Source organism: Variovorax sp. 10L426 (assembly GCF_056395305.1).
In genome coordinates this window covers 1-18179 of sequence record NZ_JBFTJF010000019.1, presented here as the reverse complement: position 1 = coordinate 18179, position 18179 = coordinate 1, and the positions used below count along the sequence as shown (strand labels likewise).

Below are 18179 nucleotides of genomic sequence, written 5' to 3'. Positions count from 1 at the left end.
CACAAGCCGAATCCGACCTGTATCCCTCTGCAGAAATCCAAGCAAGGGAGTTTATGTCATCGGTCCGTGCAAGGCCATGAGAGCTGCAAGGCGTAGCTGCCTACTTGAAGACCTTGCCTTGCATTCCGGACGACGTGGTGTTCGTCGAGACGATTCCCTGCCGGCGTGCTCGGCGACATCCTGCGCGAGGTGGACGACGTTCAGGCGGTGTGCCAGTTGCTGGAGCCGCGCATCGTGGTGCTGGAACGCGTGTCGCTTCCCGACGTCGTCCTGAGGGGGTCGGGGGCAGTCCTCAAGGCGGCCCCTCCCTTAAGGGTGGGGCCAATGTTGTTGGGTGGGGATATCGTTTGACACATGACCCGTCCAGATCGCGAATTCCACGTTGCAGCCTGAGGAGATTCAAGATGGCCCTACTTCGTCAATGCCTGATGGAGCTTCGCGTGATGCGCCGTGAGTGGTCCTCGTCGCAAGACTTCTGGTGCGACGCAGCGCCAAGCGGGGCCAGGGGCGATTTGTCCTCCGCTCACAGCCAGTGCGCAGGCGTTTCCAGCGGCGTGCGTTCGATCGGATCAAGCACGGCGAGCTTGCCTCCTCAGGCTCAGGAGGAATTCCGCGCCAGTGCGTTGTAGATTGCATCAAGCAACTGGTGCTGCGGATAGGGTTTCTGAAGGAAATCAACTGCACCCTCTCGGATGGCCTTGACTGCGGTTGCAATGTCGACGCTGCCACTGATGAAAACGATCGGCAATTGAACACCCGTCTCGTGCAGGCGCTCTTGCAGTGCGATTCCCTTCATGCGCGGCATCTGCTGGTCAAGCACAAGACAGCCACGCCAATCCGGCTCAAAAGCAGCCAGGAACTCGAAAGCCGAAGCGAAGACCTCGACGCTCAATCCAAACGAAATTACCAGCTCGCGAATCGAATCACGACAGGCGTCATCGTCGTCAACGATGAAAACAGTAGGTTCCCTCAACTTCGCACCTGCGCTGTTCCGAACTGTCGAGGCTTGTCACGTTCTCAGAGCAATCACCCCGGCCTTGAAGCGAGTCGATGACATTGCACCTACGGTGCAGAGATATCAATCATGTGGGACATCAGCGCACCTTGCTGATCACCGGAGGCCACCAAGAGCCATCCAGAACTGATGGCGGGGTCTCCTTGGGCCAATACAAGCGGAACATGGGGATGAATCCGCCCGACGGCGCCGGGAGCCAGTTCGACTCCTTGTCCGGACCAGGGCTGTCCTTCTGTACGTACAGATCGATCGAGCCGTCGGCGTTGGCCTTGAGTTGATTCCGCAAACTCACGGTATACCGATTCAAGGCATTGGGGATGAAGAAGTACTGATCGTCGTACATCGTCAGCGACCAAAAGCCGCTTGCAGGTGGTAAATCGCTTTTGCTCTTGAAGCGAACGACATACTTGTTGCGCGCGGCATCCAGTGGCTCGCCGTCGGCATCCTTGAGTCCGACGACATAGACCGCGTCCTTCGGCGCGTTGGCAGGAATGCCGAACGCGGAAAGCCAGGCGCGGGCCATATAGTCAGTGCCGTAGTGACCGACTTTGAGGTTGAGCAGCCAACCGTTTTTGGTTTGACCAGAATCCTTGGTGTATTCGACGATCTTCGCCCATGCCGTCTTGGGGGCTTCCTCGATCGCCTTGGCCACGGCCGGGTCAAATTTTCGAAGGTCGAACTTCTGCCCAGGGACAATCCCGATTTTCGCCATCCTGGAAACCATCGGGCCGTCGTCGGGCGCCGGTGGATTGTTCTTCATCAGTTCGGCCATCCATTGGAAATAGCTGGCCGCATCAAGTGCATTGACGTTGTCACGTACGGAGCGCTTCATATCGACGCTCGGATCGACCTTCGTCGGTGGCGGATCGTATTTCTTTCCCCAGGAACTGAGAGGCTGAAGCCTGTACTGGTCCTGTAGTGCCCAGACCGCCTTGTAGTCCTCGGGCGAACCGGTGGAGTAGGTTCGCGCCAGAATCCAGACGGTAGATGTCGGCGACTTCACCTGCTTCACGCCGTCAGGGAGCTCCCCGGTCCAACCCGGCCCGGTGATGGCATAGGTTTGAGCCTTCTGGCCCGTGGTACGAGAGCCGGGATCGAAAATCACCGGCACCCATGCATCGTAGAACTCCCAGACATAGTACCGATCGCCCATGTCCGGCCAACTGACCACCCACGGCTCCTTGGAGACATCGATGAACGCATTGGAATACAGCGTGTCCGCGTTTGGCGCCGTGACGTCACGGTAGGCGGCGGACGGATACTCGCGCAGATTGGCGAACTGTCCCATTGGCGCGCGCGTCGTGGTCGGCTTCTCCACGTTGGTGATGACCTTGCGCGACATCTCCACCGAGATCAAGGAGTACCCGTAGACATAAGCATCGACCGCGATGTTCTTCGCCTCGTCCGCGCTCAGCGCCTGGGCGGCTGCGCTACCCGCGACAAGGCTCGCGGCCAGCGCCCAGCTTGTAACAGCACTAGACTTCATAGATCCGGTTTCTCCATGTTGACCATTTCTGGCATTCGACGGCGCCCGAGCCAAGTGCCAAGGCATCCGGCCGGATTCAGACACGATGTTGCTCGTCGTCACCCTTCGAGGGAGGTTAGTGGCTCGTGAATCCGCCCACCACTCATTTCGCGCCAAGTGCCCCGAGGGGCAGACTCGACGCTCCGCCAGTGATCTCGGTCACGGCCATGGCTGGCGTGTCCGCGATGGTCCGTCACGCATTCGGCGAAAAGGTATTGAGACAGGCCAAGCAAGCGGCGATGCTCGACATTGAACTGATCGAGCACCACGACTGCTTCATTCCTCAGGCGACCATGACGGGCTTTCTGAAGGAAATCGAGCGACGCGCGGGGGAGCCACATCTTGGCTTGCTGGTCGCGCCTCACCTCTCCGTGACCCGGTATGGGCGTTGGGGCGAGTACGTCCTGGCCGCGGACACGCTACGCACAGCGATCGATCGTGCGGTGTCCACCTTGGGCTATCACAGCACGGGGGATCGGATGGAATCCTCGGTGGACCGCGGGACGGCGCGTCTGAGCTATTTCAACGCGGCGCGTGGGTGGCCCGGCTACGTCCACGTTGCCTGCGGCAGCGCGGGGGTGATGCTCAGCCTTTTTCGCTCCTATCTGGCGTCGAACTGGCTCCCACGACATGTCGAACTGGACATTCCTCGTCCACGAGAAGCATCGCTCTTCGAGGAAGCGTTTGCTTGTCCTGTCGTATTCGACGCGAGCGCCGTCTCGATCTGTTTCGATGCGCATTGGCTGAACGGCCCGGCGTCGCGGCGTCCCTCCATGAGGTTGGTCACGATCGAGGATGTCGCCCGCTCCCGAGCGGGGCCGGCAAGCCTTGACAACTTTCCGGCGGTGGTCACGGCTCAAGTTTGGGCGCAGGTCCTTGCCGGCGAGGGCTCGATCGATAGCGCCGCACGGGCGCTCGATACCAGTGTCCGCTCGCTGCAGCGGGCGCTTCATCACCACGGCACTGACTTCCGAGAACTGGTGAACGTCGTTCGAGTTCAGCGAGCGAAAGAACTGCTGGGCGGGAGCCAGGCTTCGATCACCGAAATTTCGACCGAGCTTGGATACTCGGCGCCGGCGAACTTCGCCCGTGCGTTCAGAAAGGCAACAGGAGCAGCACCGCAGGACTTCCGCAGAAAGCCTGCCACGGGCTGGTAAGGGTATACACCGGAATGGCAAGAAAAGACTAGGAAGTGTCGGCAAGTGACTTTGCGCCACTGGAGACGCAGATCGAAGATCCACGGACCTCCTAACCAACGCGAGTCCATGATGATCCTGAACAACCCGAACCTCGATGTCCGCAAGACCAACCGCGCCATCGACGAACTCCTGAAGGTGACGACCAATCCGCGTCACCGTTTCATGCTCGAGGCCTACCACCGACACCGCTTTCTCGAGATCGCTGGCCGCTATGAGGAGATCTTCGCGCCGGACATGACGGTCGACAATCCCACCTACCATTTCGAAGTGGCCGGCAACAGCGCCACACTCGCGGGCCGTGAGTCCGTCAAGGGGTTCTATGCCGTCTGGGCGCAGACGAACCAGTCGATCTTCTACGCAGAGGACGAACAGATCGCGGTCGCCGACAACTTCATCGCTTCGGTGTCGACCATGTACCAGCAGACGCACGGCAAGACGCTGGTCGCCAACGGTATCCAGGTGGACGACGAGAACGCGTACTACCTCATCCGCGTTCCCGGCATGCAGATGTTCTGGCCGTACGACGACCAGTGCCGTCTGCTGGGCGAGGACGTGTGGGAACCGAATCCGGCGGCGCGCACGCTGACCAAGCTGGCGCCGTCCGAAGTGCTGACGAGCGAACAATCGGGCAAGCTGCTGGAGCCGTTCATCAAGCCCTTGCGTTCGTTCGAAGAGGCCGTGCTTCAGGCCGCCTGAGCCGGATCAACTCGGCAATGGGCTTCGTTGAAGAGGGCTCACAGGACCACGCCTTCCGACGCGGCGGCGAGGGTGGTCATGGAGCTCGGTATGAATATCCCCCGTCGTTCATACAAGAGGGAAGAGGGCACAACGCCATACGTCGCAGAGCGTGCGTTGGATTCGGTGGAGCGGCCTCAGCTACGCACCAGGCCGCAAGCCTGAAGGAGTTCCAGTGGCGGGCAAGACCTGTTCCGAGTACGCTCCGTGCCTCGACCTGAAAGACGGACGGACCAAGGGGCGGGCACGTCCGTGATGTGAATTTGCTCCATCGAATCAATCGAGGAGAAAGTCGTGAGCAATCAAGCCAAGCCGAAGAACCAAGTTTCGGATGATGGGAAGATTCGTACGCATCTCCCGATGCGCAACACGTCGAGGCCCGGCCTTATCACTTACGACGCGCGGGACCCCGACACCAAGTTTCCGCCGATCGACCAATTGCGTCCACCCAAGGGCGCGCCCAACGTGTTGATCATTCTCATCGACGATGCCGGGTTCGGTTCGGCCAGCGCCTTCGGCGGCCCTTGCCACACCCCAAACGCGGAGAAGCTGGCCGCGGCCGGCCTGAAGTTCAACCGCTTTCACACCACGGCTCTTTGCTCGCCGACGCGCCAGGCCTTGCTGACCGGCCGCAACCACCACTCCTGCGGCATGGGTGGTATCACCGAAATCGCCACAGGGGCCCCGGGCTACAGCTCGGTGCTTCCCAACTCCATGTCACCCCTGGCGCGCACGTTGAAGCTCAACGGCTATTCCACGGCCCAGTTCGGCAAATGCCACGAGGTGCCGGTGTGGGAGACAAGTTCGGTGGGCCCTTTTGACGCGTGGCCGACTGGCGGCGGCGGCTTCGAGTATTTCTACGGTTTCATCGGGGGCGAAGCCAACCAGTGGTATCCGAGCCTGTATGAAGGCACCAATCCAGTCGAGCCGAAGAAGACGCCAGAGGAGGGCTACCACTTGATGGAGGACATGACCGACAAGGCCATGTCCTGGATCGGGCAGCAGAAGGCCCTTGCACCCGACAAGCCGTTCTTTGCCTACTTCGCGCCCGGCGCCACCCACGCGCCCCATCACGTGCCCAAGGAGTGGGCCGACAAGTACAAGGGCAAGTTCGACCAGGGATGGGACAAGCTGCGCGAGGAAACCATTGCCCGGCAGAAAGCGCTAGGCGTGATCCCGGCCGATTGCGAACTCACCGCGCGCCACGAAGAAATCCCCGCCTGGGGCGACATGCCGGAAGCGCTCAAGCCGATCCTGCGCCGGCAGATGGAGGTCTACGCAGGCTTCATGGAGTTCACCGACCATCACGTCGGCCGCTTGCTCGACAGCCTGGAGAAGCTCGGCATCCTCGACGACACGCTCGTCTACTACATCGTCGGCGACAACGGAGCCTCCGCCGAGGGCACGTTGAACGGTGCCTACAACGAGATGGCCAATTTCAACGGGCTCGCCGCACTTGAAACACCTGAGTTTCTGATGGCACGCTACGACAAGCTCGGCGGTCCCGAGTCGTACAACCACTATGCCGTGGGCTGGGCCCACGCAATGAACACCCCTTACCAATGGACCAAGCAGGTGGCCTCCCACTGGGGCGGAACACGCAACGGCACGATCGTCCATTGGCCGAAGGGGATCGAGGCCAAGGGAGAGATGCGTTCGCAGTTTCATCACGTGATCGACATCGCGCCGACGATTCTCGAGGCGGCGGGCCTGCCCGACCCGGTCGAGGTCAACGGCGTGGCGCAAGACCCGCTCGAAGGCGTCAGCATGCTGTATGCGTTCAACGACGCGAATGCAGCAGAGCGGCACGAGACGCAGTACTTCGAGATGTTCGGCAACCGTGGCATCTATCACAAGGGCTGGACCGCGGTCACCAAGCACGGGACGCCGTGGGTTCTCGTGGGCCGCAAGACCGTGGCGCTCGACGACGATGTCTGGGAGCTCTACGACACGACCAAGGACTGGAGCCAGGCGCGTGACCTGTCGAAGCAGATGCCCGAGAAGCTGCACGAGCTGCAGCGCCTGTGGCTGATTGAGGCAACACGCTACAAGGTGCTGCCCATCGACGATCGGGTGGTCGAAAAGATGAACCCCGATACCGCAGGCCGGCCCGTCCTGATCAGGGGAAAGACGCAGTTGTTGTTCGGCGGAATGAGCCGGCTGTCGGAGAACTGTGTTCTCAACCTCAAGAACAAGTCCCACTCCGTCACTGCCCAGATCGAGGTCCCAGGCTCCGGCGCGCAGGGGGTGATCATTGCGCAGGGCGCGAACATCGGCGGATGGAGCCTGTACGCGCACCAGGGCAAGCTCAAGTACTGCTACAACGTGGCGGGCGTGAACCACTATTTCGTGGAGTCCGCAGACCCGCTGCCGACCGGCGAGCACCAGGTACGCATGGAGTTCGCGTACGCGGGAGGGGGTCTAGGCAAAGGCGGCCAGGTGACGTTGTTCGTCGACGGAAAGAAGGCCGGCGAGGGTGCTGTTCCGATGACTCAGGCCATGGTCTTCTCCGCGGACGACGGCTGCGATGTGGGCGAAGACAGCGGCGCACCGGTGTCTCCCGACTACGGACCCAAGGACAACGCGTTCAACGGGCGCGTCAAAGGCGTGCAACTTGCCATAGCCGACGCCGCAGAAAGCGTTGATCATCTGGTCTCGCCGGAAGATGCCCTGCGCATTGCGATGGCGCGGCAGTAGACGCATCGACCGCTGGCGATGGTTTGCCTTGGCGATTAAATTGCGTTGCCATCGGCAGTACCTGCGACTGGCATCAACGCGATGGTTGCCTTGGCGATTTGCGCGCGGCGCTCGAACTCTGCGTTGACCAAAGCCACCAGAGCTTCCGCCTCGGTGCGGCTGATATCGCATTCACCGCTGGGCGAGCCTTGCACCTGAAAAAGAAGCTTGCGCACGCATGCGCCGGCGCGATACGCCTCTCTCAATGCGCTGAGTTCGGCTTCGACTTGCTTGGCCAGCGCGGCGCGATCGACTTCGGGTTTGTGGAGCGAGTTCTCGCCGGCGGGGCGAACGTTCGGGTGGCGCGCGGGTGCGCAAGTAGGGTGTGCCATCAACGGCCTCCAAGGATTGCGGTTTGCTACAACCGCCGCCCTCGCTGTCAAACGATGGCGGCGACTCGAACGGGTTGACAGACCGGGCAATCCAAGGAAAACCGGCGAGCCTCACGGCTCCCCGTCCGAGCCGCCAAAAAATTGGTGGCGCGAACAGCGAAGCCGCAGACTCTGTGCGGGACTGCGGCTTGCGTTCTCAGATTGCTTCGGGCTGTCAAACCCGATCACGTCGAGTTTTGACGTGATGGGGCGGAGTATAGCGATGGGGTGTGGAGTGTGAAGACCACGACGCTCGCCTATGGAGACTGTTGTCTACCGATCTTCAGACCGAAAACGACAGCGAGGTAGCCGAGCATCAGGCTGATCACAACGTACACCGCCGCGACGATAGCGCTCATGGAAGACGCCGCCATCAGCACCGTCACGCCGTAGGCAAAACTCGAAAACGTCGATAGCCCGCCCGCGACGCCTGATCCGAACAGCGTGTTGACGCTGTCGGACACCAGCTTTCGACTGTGCAGCGCCGTCACGAACCCGAGCAACAACGAAGCCACCAGATTCGCAGCAAGGATATCGAGCGGGAAGCCGTGCGTCATCGTTGGCGTCACGATCATGAGGAGTTCTCGGAGAATGGCGCCCACAGCTCCGCCCGCGAAAATGAAAACGGCAGTCTTGATCACGGCATCACCTCGCTAACCTTGTGCTCGGGCGATCGCGGAGCCGAATACTGCGGCAAGCAAGCCGACTGCAGTCGAAAGAAGCAGATAGGACACTGCAAGCGCTGTTCGCTTCCCTGCGACCAGCTCCGCGGCGCCGAGCTGCATGCTGCTGAAGGTCGTGTAGCCCCCTAGCAACCCGGTGAGGATGGCGGCATTGAGCACCGTGCCGTAGCGGTCATGCCAGTCGACGTTGAACAGGACAGACAAATATCCGATGACGAAGGCGCCCGAGACATTCGTCAGGAAAGTGCCGAGCGGAAAGTCACCGCGGTAGCGTTCCCCGATCGCTCTTCCAACCCCCCAGCGCAACAGCGACCCCAGGCCACCACCCACGCCAACCCACAGAACGTCTACCGGGTTCATTTTGGTCTCCTCAGAGAAGGAGCACGTGCAGCTTGAATTGTGGCAAAGAGCTCGGTGGATCTTCACCCCCGCCGCCGTAGTTGACCCGCTCTGAGGAGGCCGCGACCCGACAGGGTCGCGGTCAGGCCACGCGATTACTTGATCTCCACCACTTCGTAGTTCGCATAGCCGAATTCATTACCACGCGCGGCCACGTACTTGTCGCCGACCTTGTAGACCGTCACGTTCCACGGCACGCCGTTCATCGTGGTGAGGACGCGCCCGTCCTTGATCTCGTACTTGGCGGCGATGCCGAACGCCGCACCGTGCATCGCGCTGAGGATTTGATCCGGCGCGGTCTGCTTGCCGTCGACGCTGTTGATCCAGCGCTGGCCGCTGCTCTCGTAAAGCATCTCGAACTGCTGGCCGGTGACGGTGTTGCGCACCTTCATCGACTTGTCGACGATCAGGGCCTTCAGGTCCGCGTCGGCGAGGGGTGTGGCGCCGCGACTCTTCAGTTCCTCGACCGTCGTGCCGGCCTTTGCAGTCTTCGCTGCTTCGGGCGTGGGGGTGTACCAGATGGGTGAGGTCCACACGCGCTCCTGCACGGTGGAAGCAACGTCCGCCGGCGGCGGCACGCCCAGCTTGGCCGCGTCGTAGGTGCTCCAGCGCGGCGTTGGGATCTGCAGCACGCGGGCGTAGTAGAAGGCGTGCACCGAAGGATCGAAGTCGGGGTCGGTCCAGACCTTCTTCAATTCGGTCACGCCGATGGTGTTGGTGTAGGTCGCCTTCGAGATGTTGACCGTCGAGCCCACGGGGCCTACGCGGCCATTCGCGTCGAGCTTGCGGTTGCCCGACCATGCGACGTCATAGATCTTCTCGAAGGTCTGGCCGCTCTTCGTCCAGCCCTTGATGATCTGGATGCGGTCGAGGTTTCCGTCGTCCGGGTCCTTCACGGCCCAGACCACGAAGGACGGCGCCTTGCCGGCCACAGCCGGAAGATCGCCACCCATCGGGACGCCGTTCGCATAGGCGGTGTGGACCCAGTTTTTTTCCTTCCACAGTTTCTCGTCGTAATTCCAGCCGCCGAACAGGCGCACCGGAATGCGCACGCCGCTGGTGCCGTACACCTCCTTGCGTTGCATCGCCGCGAAGATTGATTCACGCGTGTTCTCTTCCGCCCACACGCCGCCGAGGCCGGAGACGCTGGTCTGGATCACCGACATGCCGGATTCGACCCGCCCCGCAAGCCGCGCCTTGGCCGTCCCGTCCGCAAAGCCGTGCGAACCGAAGTTGTTGGATTGGGAGTAGGGAACGACCGTGTTGTGCGAATCGCTGGCGCCGACCACGCCCATCTTGTAGGGGTTGTAGCCGCGCGAGGCCTGCATCGCCAGGCCGTTCTCGTAAGCCTCGCGGATGTAGCTGCCATTGATGTTCGAGCTGCTGTTCGGTACTCCGAGCAGGAAGCTCATGATCTCGTAGCCCGCGAATTCGTCATTGGGCGAGAGGCCCGGATGCGTTTCGGAGGTGCCCTTGACCTGGTGGATCTCGGTGAGGAATTCGTTGCGCATGCGCGTTTCGGCCCACGCGGCATCGATGGGGCGGCCCCGATCGTCCACATCCACCGGGAACATGAGGCCGTCGCTGAGGTTCGCGTTGTGCGAGATGGCGAGAACTTCGTTGCCCTCCTTGCGTTGCCCGTCCATCCACGCCCAGAGGGCTTCCGGGCGGTCCGAATCGATGGCCGAGAAGGGCAGGGCCGGCACGTGCTTCGAGTCCTTGAAGAACACGTTGCGGTGCATGTTGCGGTTGTTGGGCGCCGAGGTCCATTCGTAGGCAACGAAGGTGGTGAACTTGCCCGGCTTGTAGTACTTGTCGGCAATCTCGATGTTCTTCTTCCAGACAGTGCCGGCCACTTCGGGGCTCACCAGTTCCTTGATCGGCTCATGTTTCGCCAGGCTGGCTGCCAGCCATTGGAACGTCGCGTTGAACTCTGCCGGCGTCTTGGCCTGCAACCTCTTGCCCACCTCGGTCTTGCTCAGCGCCGAGGTGGGATCGTTGGCAATCGCCAAGACACCGACGTATTCCGAATGGTCCGTCACACCGTGAAAGTCGAGCGGGCGTCCCTTGATCTTCACATCGAAGCCGCCCGGATGCTTCACCGGAAAGCCCAACGAATACTTGTAGGCATCCTCCGGCGTGGTGACGTGGTTGCCGATCAGGTAGGCATCCATGGACCAGCTCGTGTGCGAGTGGGTCTGGCCAAAATAGACGTTGCGGTCGGGGTTGCCTTCGGCCGCCCACGCAGGCGCAATAACGAGCAACAGCAAGGCGCCCTGCAGCGCGCGGGTACCTGCACGATGTCTGGTCTTCATGATGCACGCTCCTTGGAGTATTGAATTTGCGCGCTCAGGTCCAGAAGACCGCAACGCGCTCGAAAAACCAGAATGCGGCCAGCGTCCCGACCGCATACGACGCGATGGCAGGCGCACGATGAACGGCGAATGCCGGCGGCCGCAAGCGCAGCAGCAGCGCGCGCACCGCAAGCACTGCGCCCACGAACACAAGCTGACCGATTTCGACGCCGACGTTGAAGAAGAAGAGCGCCAGCGGCAACTCGTTCTTCGGCAACCCGATCTCCGCGAGCGCGCCCGCAAAGCCGAAGCCGTGCAGGAGCCCGAAGCAGAAGGCCACGACCCACGGCCAGCGCGCGACGAAGCCCGGCTCCCCGCGGTTCTGGCGCACGATCTCGACGGCGAGCAGCAGGATGCTCAGCGCAATCGTCGCCTCGACCGGCGGCCCCGGCACATGCACAACGCCGAGCGCGGCGAGTGCGAGCGTGATGGAGTGCGCCACCGTGAAGGCCGTGACCGTCTTCACCAGCATCCATCCCCCGCGCACGATGAGCAGCAGTCCGAAAACGAACAGCAGATGGTCGAAGCCGCCCAGGATGTGCTCGACGCCATGCACGAGGAAGGCCCATGCGACCGCCGTAGCGCCGGGTGCCGCCGCCACATCGATCCACGGCTGCACGGGCCGCACGAGCGTGGTCGACTGCGTACCGTCGCGCAGCGACACGCGAACCAGCACATCGGTGATGCTCGCCTGCAGGCCGACGAACTCGATGCGCTGTCCGATCAGTCCGGCCGGACCGGCATCGATCATGCGCCGCTCGATCAGCGCGTCGTCGAGTTCCTTCTGCTTCGGCTCCACGACATTGCGGACCGTCTCAGGAAGGCGCAGGGTCACCGGGAGCCGCATACCCGCGTAAACCGGCGTGCGCCAAAGCACGTCGTATCGGCCGGCACCGATCTCGTTGATCTCCAGATAGGCAGGCCGTGCGTCGTGCGCCTGCGCGACGGGGGTTGCGGCGAGCCAGAAGAGCAGTGCCGCGACGAGCGGCAGCCAGGGCCTGACGTTGCGGGCCGTCATTTGTTGGCGGGAGGCGCGACCGCCGCGCTCACCGCTTCCGGGTTGTCTATCACGATCTTGTAGCGCGCCCGCAGCCCATCGAGCGTGGCCTGCTTTTGCTTCGCGCGTTGCTCGGCCAGCCAGTCTTCCTTCGCCTGCTCTGCAACAGTGTCGAAAGCCGGTGGGTGGCTCTGTGTCAGCGCATCGATCCAGACAAGGTGCCAGCCGTAGCCCGATTCGATCGGGCCGCGCCATCCACCCGCCGTCTGCTGGAAGACACTGTTGGCGAACTTCGTTCCGAAGACACGGGCGACGCGGTCCTGCGTCTCCTCGGTGTAGGCGTTCTGGAACATGAACGCATCGCCGCCAGCGGCGTCCTTGTCGGCAGCCTTTGCGCCGAGCGCGGCGAGTTGTTTGCTCGCCTGCGATTGCGCGTTGGTGCCGCGCTTGTCGGATGAAAAGTAGAGATGGTGGAAGGTGATGAGCGGCTCGGGCGCATAGCGCGCCTGGTTCTGCGCAAACCACGCTTCGAGTTCTCCCGGTGCCGGTTCGCGCAGCGTCGCCACGTCTTCCGCGAGGAAGTCCATCTTCTGGGCCAGGCGGCGCCGGACGATGGTGTCGTCCTTGTCCAGGCCCAGCGCAAGCGCCTCACGGTAGAGGACTTCTTCCTTGAGGTGTTCTTCGATCAACCCGCGCAATTCGGTCGGCGTCGCGGGCCGTTGCCACTGCGCCAGCCAGGAGATCTGGATGCGGCGGATGTCGTCGGCGGAGACTTCGATCTTACGCGGATCTTCCTTGCTCGCTGACCCGTGCAAGCCGCCGTAGATCACGAACAGCGCGAAGCCCGCGAGAAGGAAATGCAGCAACGGCTCACGCAACAGGCGCCTCAGGCGCGAGCGAGGCCCTGGCACGGATGAGGTGGCCTGTGCGTCTGACTTCATCGTGTGCGCTGAACGGAGGGTGCTTTTTCTTGATTCCGCCTGTGGAGGACGCTCCAACACGCGAAGTCAGCATACGCCGACGGCTGTCCGTGTGCACTCTCACCAAAGGGCAGTTGACACGGAGTGAAATCCGCGCGTTACGGAGGCCCGTCTGGGCTCGAACCGGCCTGCTGCTGAAACTCCCCAGGTGTCACACCGGCGTGACGCCGAAACGCACGGCTGAAGTTGGCGGCATCGCTGAAGCCGAGCTGCTCGGCCACCCGTGCCACCGTCGCCCCCCGCTGCCCGAGCAGCTCGCGTGCACGCTCGAAGCGCACCTGTTGCGACAGGTCGCGGAAATTCAGATGCTCCTTCTTCAGGTTGCGGTCGATGGTGCGCGCGGAGATGTTCATCCGCTGCGCGATGTCGTCGAGCGTGACCTGCCCCTTTGACTCCCGCAGCAGCATGGCGACATAGTCGCCCCAGCCCGCGTCCGGAACCGGCCGGCGCTGCAGGGATTGCATCCGCTCCTCGATCTGTTCGACCACTTGCGGCGCCGCCATCGGAAGCGGCCGGTCGAGGAGGGCACTGTCCATGGACACCGTGACACCGGGCAGGGCGCCATCATCGAAGTGGAAGCGTGCCGCGCCCAGGTTGGCGTAGCGCGCATGGTGCTCCGGGGGCGGCATCCCCATGTGGATGTCGTACGAAGCCATGTCGGGCCCGAACAGCATCTCGAACTGGTTTTGCACCGACAGCGCGATCACGTCCATGACGAAGCGCATCGTCTGCACGGGCATCGCGGCCACCGGGCTGAACACCGCCTCGCCACGATCCGGCCAGCGCCGGTACCTCATCGTGAACAGCTCGTTGATGAAGTGGTAGTAGCGGCTGGTGAGCCGCAGCATGTGGTCGAGATCCCGGCAACTGAGCATGGCGTAGCCGAGGAGGTCGTGCGAGTTCAGCTTGATCAGCCGCCCGGCCTCGAAGCCGAGATCTGTGCGGCCCGTGAGGCGGTACGCCGCAATGATCAATGCCTCCACCTCCGTCGGCAGCAGCATGCCGTCGCTGCGCTCGAAGCGGCTCGCTTCGAGCTTCGCCATCTCCAGCAGACGCGTCGTGTCCACCTTCTGCGCCGCAAGAAAACCCAGCAGCAGCGACAGGTAGCGCACCGGGACGCGTTTCGGCGAAGCGGTCATCGCGGGGCTCCGGACAGGGGCGGGTATCCACCAGCTTGTCGGAAATTGACAAGCAAGTGTCGGCAAGTGACTTTGCCGAAATCAGCCACTTTTTCGATCATCCATGTACTCCATCCGCACTCACTTACTTCTTCCGGCATTGCGGAAGAAACCCCCATGTTCGACGAACTCATCAGCACCTCGATCCTTGCCGGGCACCACCGCTCGGGCACGGCGATTGTCTCCACGATCCGGGGTCGCCGGAAGTACCTGGAGCGTGACGGGTCATGAGCATCAGGAATCTTCGCGGCAAGCGCGTGCTGGTCACCGGCGCCCTTCGCCGCGTGCTGCTGATCGACGCCCGAAAGATGGGCGACTGCTGACTCTTTTCTTTCCCCCGAGCGGGCACTCAAGTCCCGCCTTCACTGCAAACCTCCGAGGAGACTTTTTTCGTGCCCCACCGTGTTTTTTGCGCGCCCGCCAGCATCCATCGTCTCAGCGCGGTGACCACCGCCGCGCTGGCCCTTATCGCCATCGCTCCGCTCTCCCACGCCATGGAGATCGACACCGGCAATCCGGATATCGTCCTGCGCTGGGACAACACCTTGCGCTACAACCTCGGCCAGCGCGTTCAGGGCCAGGACAAGGCCATTCTGGGCAACCCCAACTTCGATGACGGCGACCGCAATTTCAACAACCACTCGCTGATCGCCAACCGCCTGGACCTGCTCAGCGAGATGGACCTGGTGGTCGACAAGAAGTACGGCTTCCGCCTGAGCGGCGCGGCCTGGGCCGACGGCGCCTACAACAGCCTGGACAACCACAACAACGCGACGGCCAACACGCTGTCCTATGGCCTGCCGACGGCCGGCATCCTGTCGCCCTACACCAGCCGCTACGCCAAGGGCCCGTCGGGCGAACTGCTGGACGCCTTCGTCTTCGGCAACATGGACTTCGGCGACACGAACGTCGGCCTGCGGCTGGGCAAGACCACTGTCTACTGGGGCGAGAGCCTGCTCGGCGGCGGCGCCATCCACGGCATCTCCTACGGCCAGTATTCGCTGGACCTGTGGAAGGCGCTCGCCACACCGGGCATCGAAGCCAAGGAGCTCTACCGCCCGCGCAACTCGGCCACCCTGCAGGTGCAGCCGAGGCCCGACCTGTCGCTGTCGGCACAGACCTTCTTCGACTGGGAGAGCGCACGCTATCCGGAGTCCGGCAGCTACCTGACGGTGAACGATGCCTTGCTGCACGGCGGCGAATCGCTCATCGCGGGACCGGGCCAGCGCCTGCTGCAAGCCACCAACTCGGAGCCGAACAAGACTGGCGACTTCGGCCTGTCGGCGCGCTGGAGCCCGGAGTGGCTGGACGGCACCGCCGGCCTGTACGGCCGCCGCACGGCAGACATCCAGCCGCAGCTCGCCCTCATGCCCGCTGTCGCCGCGGGCGTGCCCGCCGCAGCCTGCACGCGCGCCGGACTGCGCCCCGTCGGCCCGAGCACCTGCTACATCAATCCAGGCGCGGCCACACTGCCCCAGATCCAGGCCGGCTACGTGGGCCAGTACCAGGCCTTCTATGGGCGCGACATCGACATCTACGGCCTGAGCCTGTCGAAGAACGTTGCCGGCCTGAGCGTCGGGGCGGAGCTCAGCTACCGCCAGAACATGCCGCTGCAGAGCGTGCCGGTGCAGGTGCTGCCCGCACCCCTGGTCAATCCGGCCACGGGCGCGATCTCGCTGGCGCAGCTCGCCCAACTCGGCGGCGACACGCCCGGCGCACGCGGCAACACGATGCACGGCGTGTTCAACCTGCTGGGCACCGTCTCCAAGACGCCGCTCTTCGACAGTGCCACCTGGAATGCCGAACTGGTGTGGAATCGCTGGCTCAGCGTCACGCAGAACCCCGGTGCCTTCAAGGGCAGCGCGCTCTACGCGGCCAACCCCGCGAACGTCGATGCGGTCAGCAAGGACTACTTCGGCCTGGGCCTGAACTTCACGCCCACCTGGTACCAGGTGTTCCCGAGCGTGGACATCTCGCTGCCGCTGAGCTGGGCGGGTGGCCTGTCGGGCAACTCGGCCGTGCTGACCGGCGGCAACAAGAACGCCGGCTCCTTCGGCATCGGCATCGCCGCGGACTTCCAGTCCAAATACAACCTCGCGCTGCGCTACGTCGGCTTCTACGGCGACTACAGCACGACGCCGACCGGTGCCATGAATGTGCCGAACGGCACCTACGCCAGCCTGTCCGACCGCGGGCATGTGCTGCTGACTTTCAAGGCGACCTTCTGAGTCGCCCCCACCGCAACCCTCACGGAGACAAATCCCATGAAGACCACCCGCCTCAAGACACGCCCGCTCTGGGCCGGCGCGCTGCTCGCGCTGGCCGCCCATTCCGCCCTCGCCGCCGTCTCGGCCGATGAAGCCAGGAAGCTCGGTACCACCCTCACGCAAACCGGTGCAGAACGCGCAGGCAACGCCGACAAAACCATCCCCGAGTACACCGGCGGCCTCACCACGCTGCCCTCGGGCTACGAGAAGGGCTCGGGCATCCGCCCCGACCCGTACGCCGCCGAGAAGCCGCTCTACGCCATCACGACGCAGAACATGGCGCAGTACGAAGGCAAGCTCACCGCCGGTACCAAGGAGCTGCTGAAGAAGTACCCGACCATGCGCGTGGACGTCTACCCGTCGCACCGCTCGATGGCCTTCCCCAAGTACGTGCTCGAGAACACGGTGAAGAACGCCACCGCCGTGAAGACCACCGACGACGGCCTGGGCCTCGAAGGCACCTTCGCGGGCATTCCCTTCCCGATCCCCAAGACCGGCAACGAGGTGATGTGGAACCACCTGCTGCGCTTCACCGGCCAGAGCTCCTACACGCAGTACGACTCGATCAACGTCGACTCGTCGGGCAAGGCGGTGCTGGCCACCACGGGCCAGATCTACATGGACTACCCGTACTACGACCCGAAGCGCACCGGCGCCTCGAGCGACAGCGACATCTACTTCCGCACCAAGATCGCCTACACCGCACCCGCGCGCCGAGCGGGTGAAGCGCTGCTCGCGCAGGACTACATCAACCCGATGAAGAACGGTCGCCGCGCCTGGCAGTACCTGCCCGGCCAGCGCCGCGTGAAGCTCGCACCGGACATCGCCTACGACACGCCCAACCCCGGCTCGGCCGGCGCATCGACCTACGACGACGCCTGGGTCTTCAACGGCGCCATGGACCGCTACGACTTCAAGCTGGTCGGCAAGCAGGAGATGCTGGTGCCCTACAACGCGTTCAAGCTGATCTACGCCAAGGATCCGTACGCGGTGACCACGCCAAACCACCTGAACCCGGACTATGTGCGCTGGGAGGCGCATCGCGTGTGGGTGGTCGAGGCAACGCTGAAGGCGGACAAGCGCCACATCTACGCCAAGCGCACCTTCTACATCGACGAGGACAGCTGGATCGCCGTGGCTTCGGACGAATACGACGCACGCGGCCAGCTCTACCGCGCCGGCTTCGTCTATTCGAACCCGGCCTACGAAGTGCCGGCACCGACCAGCGTCGGCCAGTCGTTTCACGACTTCACCACCGGCGGCTACAACATGACCGGGCTGATGGGCGCCTACAACGTCGGGCTGAAGTTCATGGAGCCGCAGTCGGCCAACGCCTGGTCCGCGGACGCCCTGGCCGGCTCCGGCGTTCGCTGAAGCGGAGTGGACGTGCAACGCAGAAGCATGCTGCTGGCGGCGCTCGGCTCGCTGGCCGCCTCCGGCGCCGCCACGGCAGCGGCCAGCGAGGTGCTGGACCGCCCCGCGCGAATGAGCCCGCTGGCGGATCAGCGCCTCATCACGGGCATCGCGCGGGCCGGCGAGCGGCTCATCGCCGTCGGACAGCGCGGTCACATCGTGCGCTCCGAAGATGGCAGTCGCCATTGGACGCAGGTGCCGGTTCCGGTCAGCTCAGACCTCACTGCCGTGAGCTTTGTTGATGGCAACGTCGGCTACGCGACCGGCCATGACGGCGTGGTGCTCGGCACGCGCGACGGCGGGCAGAGCTGGACGGGCCTGCTCGAC

16 protein-coding genes are annotated in these 18179 nt (G+C 63.3%); 7 read left to right on the top strand and 9 right to left on the bottom strand.

From position 1 onward, the window contains the following. Positions 1–165 precede the first annotated feature (165 nt). The gene (locus AC1DHL_RS24030; RefSeq protein WP_478096783.1) at positions 166–351 is read left to right on the top strand and encodes a hypothetical protein; all 186 of its coding nucleotides are present in this window, start codon (positions 166–168) and stop codon (positions 349–351) included. Between the two features lie 247 nt (positions 352–598). Here the strand turns inward: AC1DHL_RS24030 and AC1DHL_RS24025 are convergent, their stop codons facing one another. Together AC1DHL_RS24025 and AC1DHL_RS24020 are read right to left on the bottom strand one after the other, a co-directional pair. Next, positions 599–973, bottom strand: a complete 375-nt coding sequence (locus AC1DHL_RS24025; protein ID WP_478096785.1) for a response regulator transcription factor — start codon at positions 971–973, stop codon at positions 599–601. Between the two features lie 121 nt (positions 974–1094). Then, on the bottom strand, positions 1095–2501 hold the full coding sequence (locus tag AC1DHL_RS24020) for a DUF1254 domain-containing protein (RefSeq protein WP_478163615.1): 1407 nt from the start codon (positions 2499–2501) through the stop codon (positions 1095–1097). 188 nt (positions 2502–2689) lie between these two features. Here AC1DHL_RS24020 and AC1DHL_RS24015 point away from each other — a divergent pair, with 188 nt between their 5' ends. The 3 genes from AC1DHL_RS24015 (at position 2690) to AC1DHL_RS24005 (ending at position 7171) form a co-directional block, all read left to right on the top strand. Next, positions 2690–3697: an AraC family transcriptional regulator gene (locus AC1DHL_RS24015; RefSeq protein WP_478096789.1), complete on the top strand. Its 1008-nt coding sequence runs from the start codon at positions 2690–2692 to the stop codon at positions 3695–3697. Between the two features lie 108 nt (positions 3698–3805). After that, complete coding sequence (locus AC1DHL_RS24010) at positions 3806–4435, top strand: hypothetical protein (RefSeq protein WP_478163614.1); 630 nt, start codon at positions 3806–3808, stop codon at positions 4433–4435. Between the two features lie 333 nt (positions 4436–4768). Then, positions 4769–7171, top strand: coding sequence for an arylsulfatase (locus AC1DHL_RS24005; protein WP_478163613.1), 2403 nt, complete (start codon positions 4769–4771; stop codon positions 7169–7171). A 35-nt stretch (positions 7172–7206) separates the two neighbouring features. Here the strand turns inward: AC1DHL_RS24005 and AC1DHL_RS24000 are convergent, their stop codons facing one another. The 7 genes from AC1DHL_RS24000 to AC1DHL_RS23970 form a co-directional block, all read right to left on the bottom strand. After that, positions 7207–7542 carry a hypothetical protein gene (locus AC1DHL_RS24000; RefSeq protein WP_478163612.1) on the bottom strand — a complete coding sequence of 112 codons (336 nt, stop codon included), beginning with the start codon at positions 7540–7542 and terminating at the stop codon, positions 7207–7209. A gap of 296 nt (positions 7543–7838) precedes the next feature. Then, positions 7839–8222 carry a CrcB family protein gene (locus tag AC1DHL_RS23995; protein WP_478163611.1) on the bottom strand — a complete coding sequence of 128 codons (384 nt, stop codon included), beginning with the start codon at positions 8220–8222 and terminating at the stop codon, positions 7839–7841. Positions 8223–8234: 12 nt separating this feature from the next. Next, the gene (locus AC1DHL_RS23990; protein ID WP_478163610.1) at positions 8235–8624 is read right to left on the bottom strand and encodes a fluoride efflux transporter FluC; all 390 of its coding nucleotides are present in this window, start codon (positions 8622–8624) and stop codon (positions 8235–8237) included. A gap of 134 nt (positions 8625–8758) precedes the next feature. Then, a complete protein-coding gene (locus AC1DHL_RS23985) occupies positions 8759–10978 on the bottom strand; it encodes a DUF3604 domain-containing protein (protein WP_478163609.1) in 2220 nt (739 codons plus the stop codon). Positions 10979–11012: 34 nt separating this feature from the next. Next, positions 11013–12035, bottom strand: a complete 1023-nt coding sequence (locus tag AC1DHL_RS23980) for a HupE/UreJ family protein (protein ID WP_478163608.1) — start codon at positions 12033–12035, stop codon at positions 11013–11015. Then, positions 12032–12955: a peptidyl-prolyl cis-trans isomerase gene (locus AC1DHL_RS23975; RefSeq protein ID WP_478096799.1), complete on the bottom strand. Its 924-nt coding sequence runs from the start codon at positions 12953–12955 to the stop codon at positions 12032–12034. The genes AC1DHL_RS23980 and AC1DHL_RS23975 overlap by 4 nt, the downstream gene beginning before the upstream one ends. A 137-nt stretch (positions 12956–13092) precedes the next feature. After that, on the bottom strand, positions 13093–14133 hold the full coding sequence (locus AC1DHL_RS23970; protein WP_478163607.1) for a helix-turn-helix domain-containing protein: 1041 nt from the start codon (positions 14131–14133) through the stop codon (positions 13093–13095). A gap of 431 nt (positions 14134–14564) precedes the next feature. On the opposite strand from AC1DHL_RS23970, the gene AC1DHL_RS23965 reads away from it, so the two are divergent. From AC1DHL_RS23965 to AC1DHL_RS23955, 3 genes are all read left to right on the top strand, one after another. Beyond that, positions 14565–16400 carry a DUF1302 domain-containing protein gene (locus tag AC1DHL_RS23965; protein WP_478163606.1) on the top strand — a complete coding sequence of 612 codons (1836 nt, stop codon included), beginning with the start codon at positions 14565–14567 and terminating at the stop codon, positions 16398–16400. A gap of 36 nt (positions 16401–16436) precedes the next feature. Continuing rightward, on the top strand, positions 16437–17813 hold the full coding sequence (locus tag AC1DHL_RS23960; protein ID WP_478163605.1) for a DUF1329 domain-containing protein: 1377 nt from the start codon (positions 16437–16439) through the stop codon (positions 17811–17813). A gap of 12 nt (positions 17814–17825) precedes the next feature. Continuing rightward, positions 17826–18179, top strand: a 354-nt coding sequence (locus tag AC1DHL_RS23955) for a WD40/YVTN/BNR-like repeat-containing protein (protein WP_478163604.1), incomplete at its 3' end; no start/stop codon positions are given.

Bases quoted from the DNA above. Each gene is read 5' to 3' on its own strand.
- AC1DHL_RS24010 (WP_478163614.1), top strand. From the start codon at position 3,806: ATGATGATCCTGAACAACCCGAACCTCGATGTCCGCAAGACCAACCGC.
- AC1DHL_RS23975 (WP_478096799.1), bottom strand. From the start codon at position 12,955: ATGAAGTCAGACGCACAGGCCACCTCATCCGTGCCAGGGCCTCGCTCG.
- AC1DHL_RS24020 (WP_478163615.1), bottom strand. From the start codon at position 2,501: ATGAAGTCTAGTGCTGTTACAAGCTGGGCGCTGGCCGCGAGCCTTGTC.
- AC1DHL_RS24000 (WP_478163612.1), bottom strand. From the start codon at position 7,542: ATGGCACACCCTACTTGCGCACCCGCGCGCCACCCGAACGTTCGCCCC.
- AC1DHL_RS23970 (WP_478163607.1), bottom strand. From the start codon at position 14,133: ATGACCGCTTCGCCGAAACGCGTCCCGGTGCGCTACCTGTCGCTGCTG.
- AC1DHL_RS23980 (WP_478163608.1), bottom strand. From the start codon at position 12,035: ATGACGGCCCGCAACGTCAGGCCCTGGCTGCCGCTCGTCGCGGCACTG.
- AC1DHL_RS23960 (WP_478163605.1), top strand. From the start codon at position 16,437: ATGAAGACCACCCGCCTCAAGACACGCCCGCTCTGGGCCGGCGCGCTG.
- AC1DHL_RS23990 (WP_478163610.1), bottom strand. From the start codon at position 8,624: ATGAACCCGGTAGACGTTCTGTGGGTTGGCGTGGGTGGTGGCCTGGGG.
- AC1DHL_RS23985 (WP_478163609.1), bottom strand. From the start codon at position 10,978: ATGAAGACCAGACATCGTGCAGGTACCCGCGCGCTGCAGGGCGCCTTG.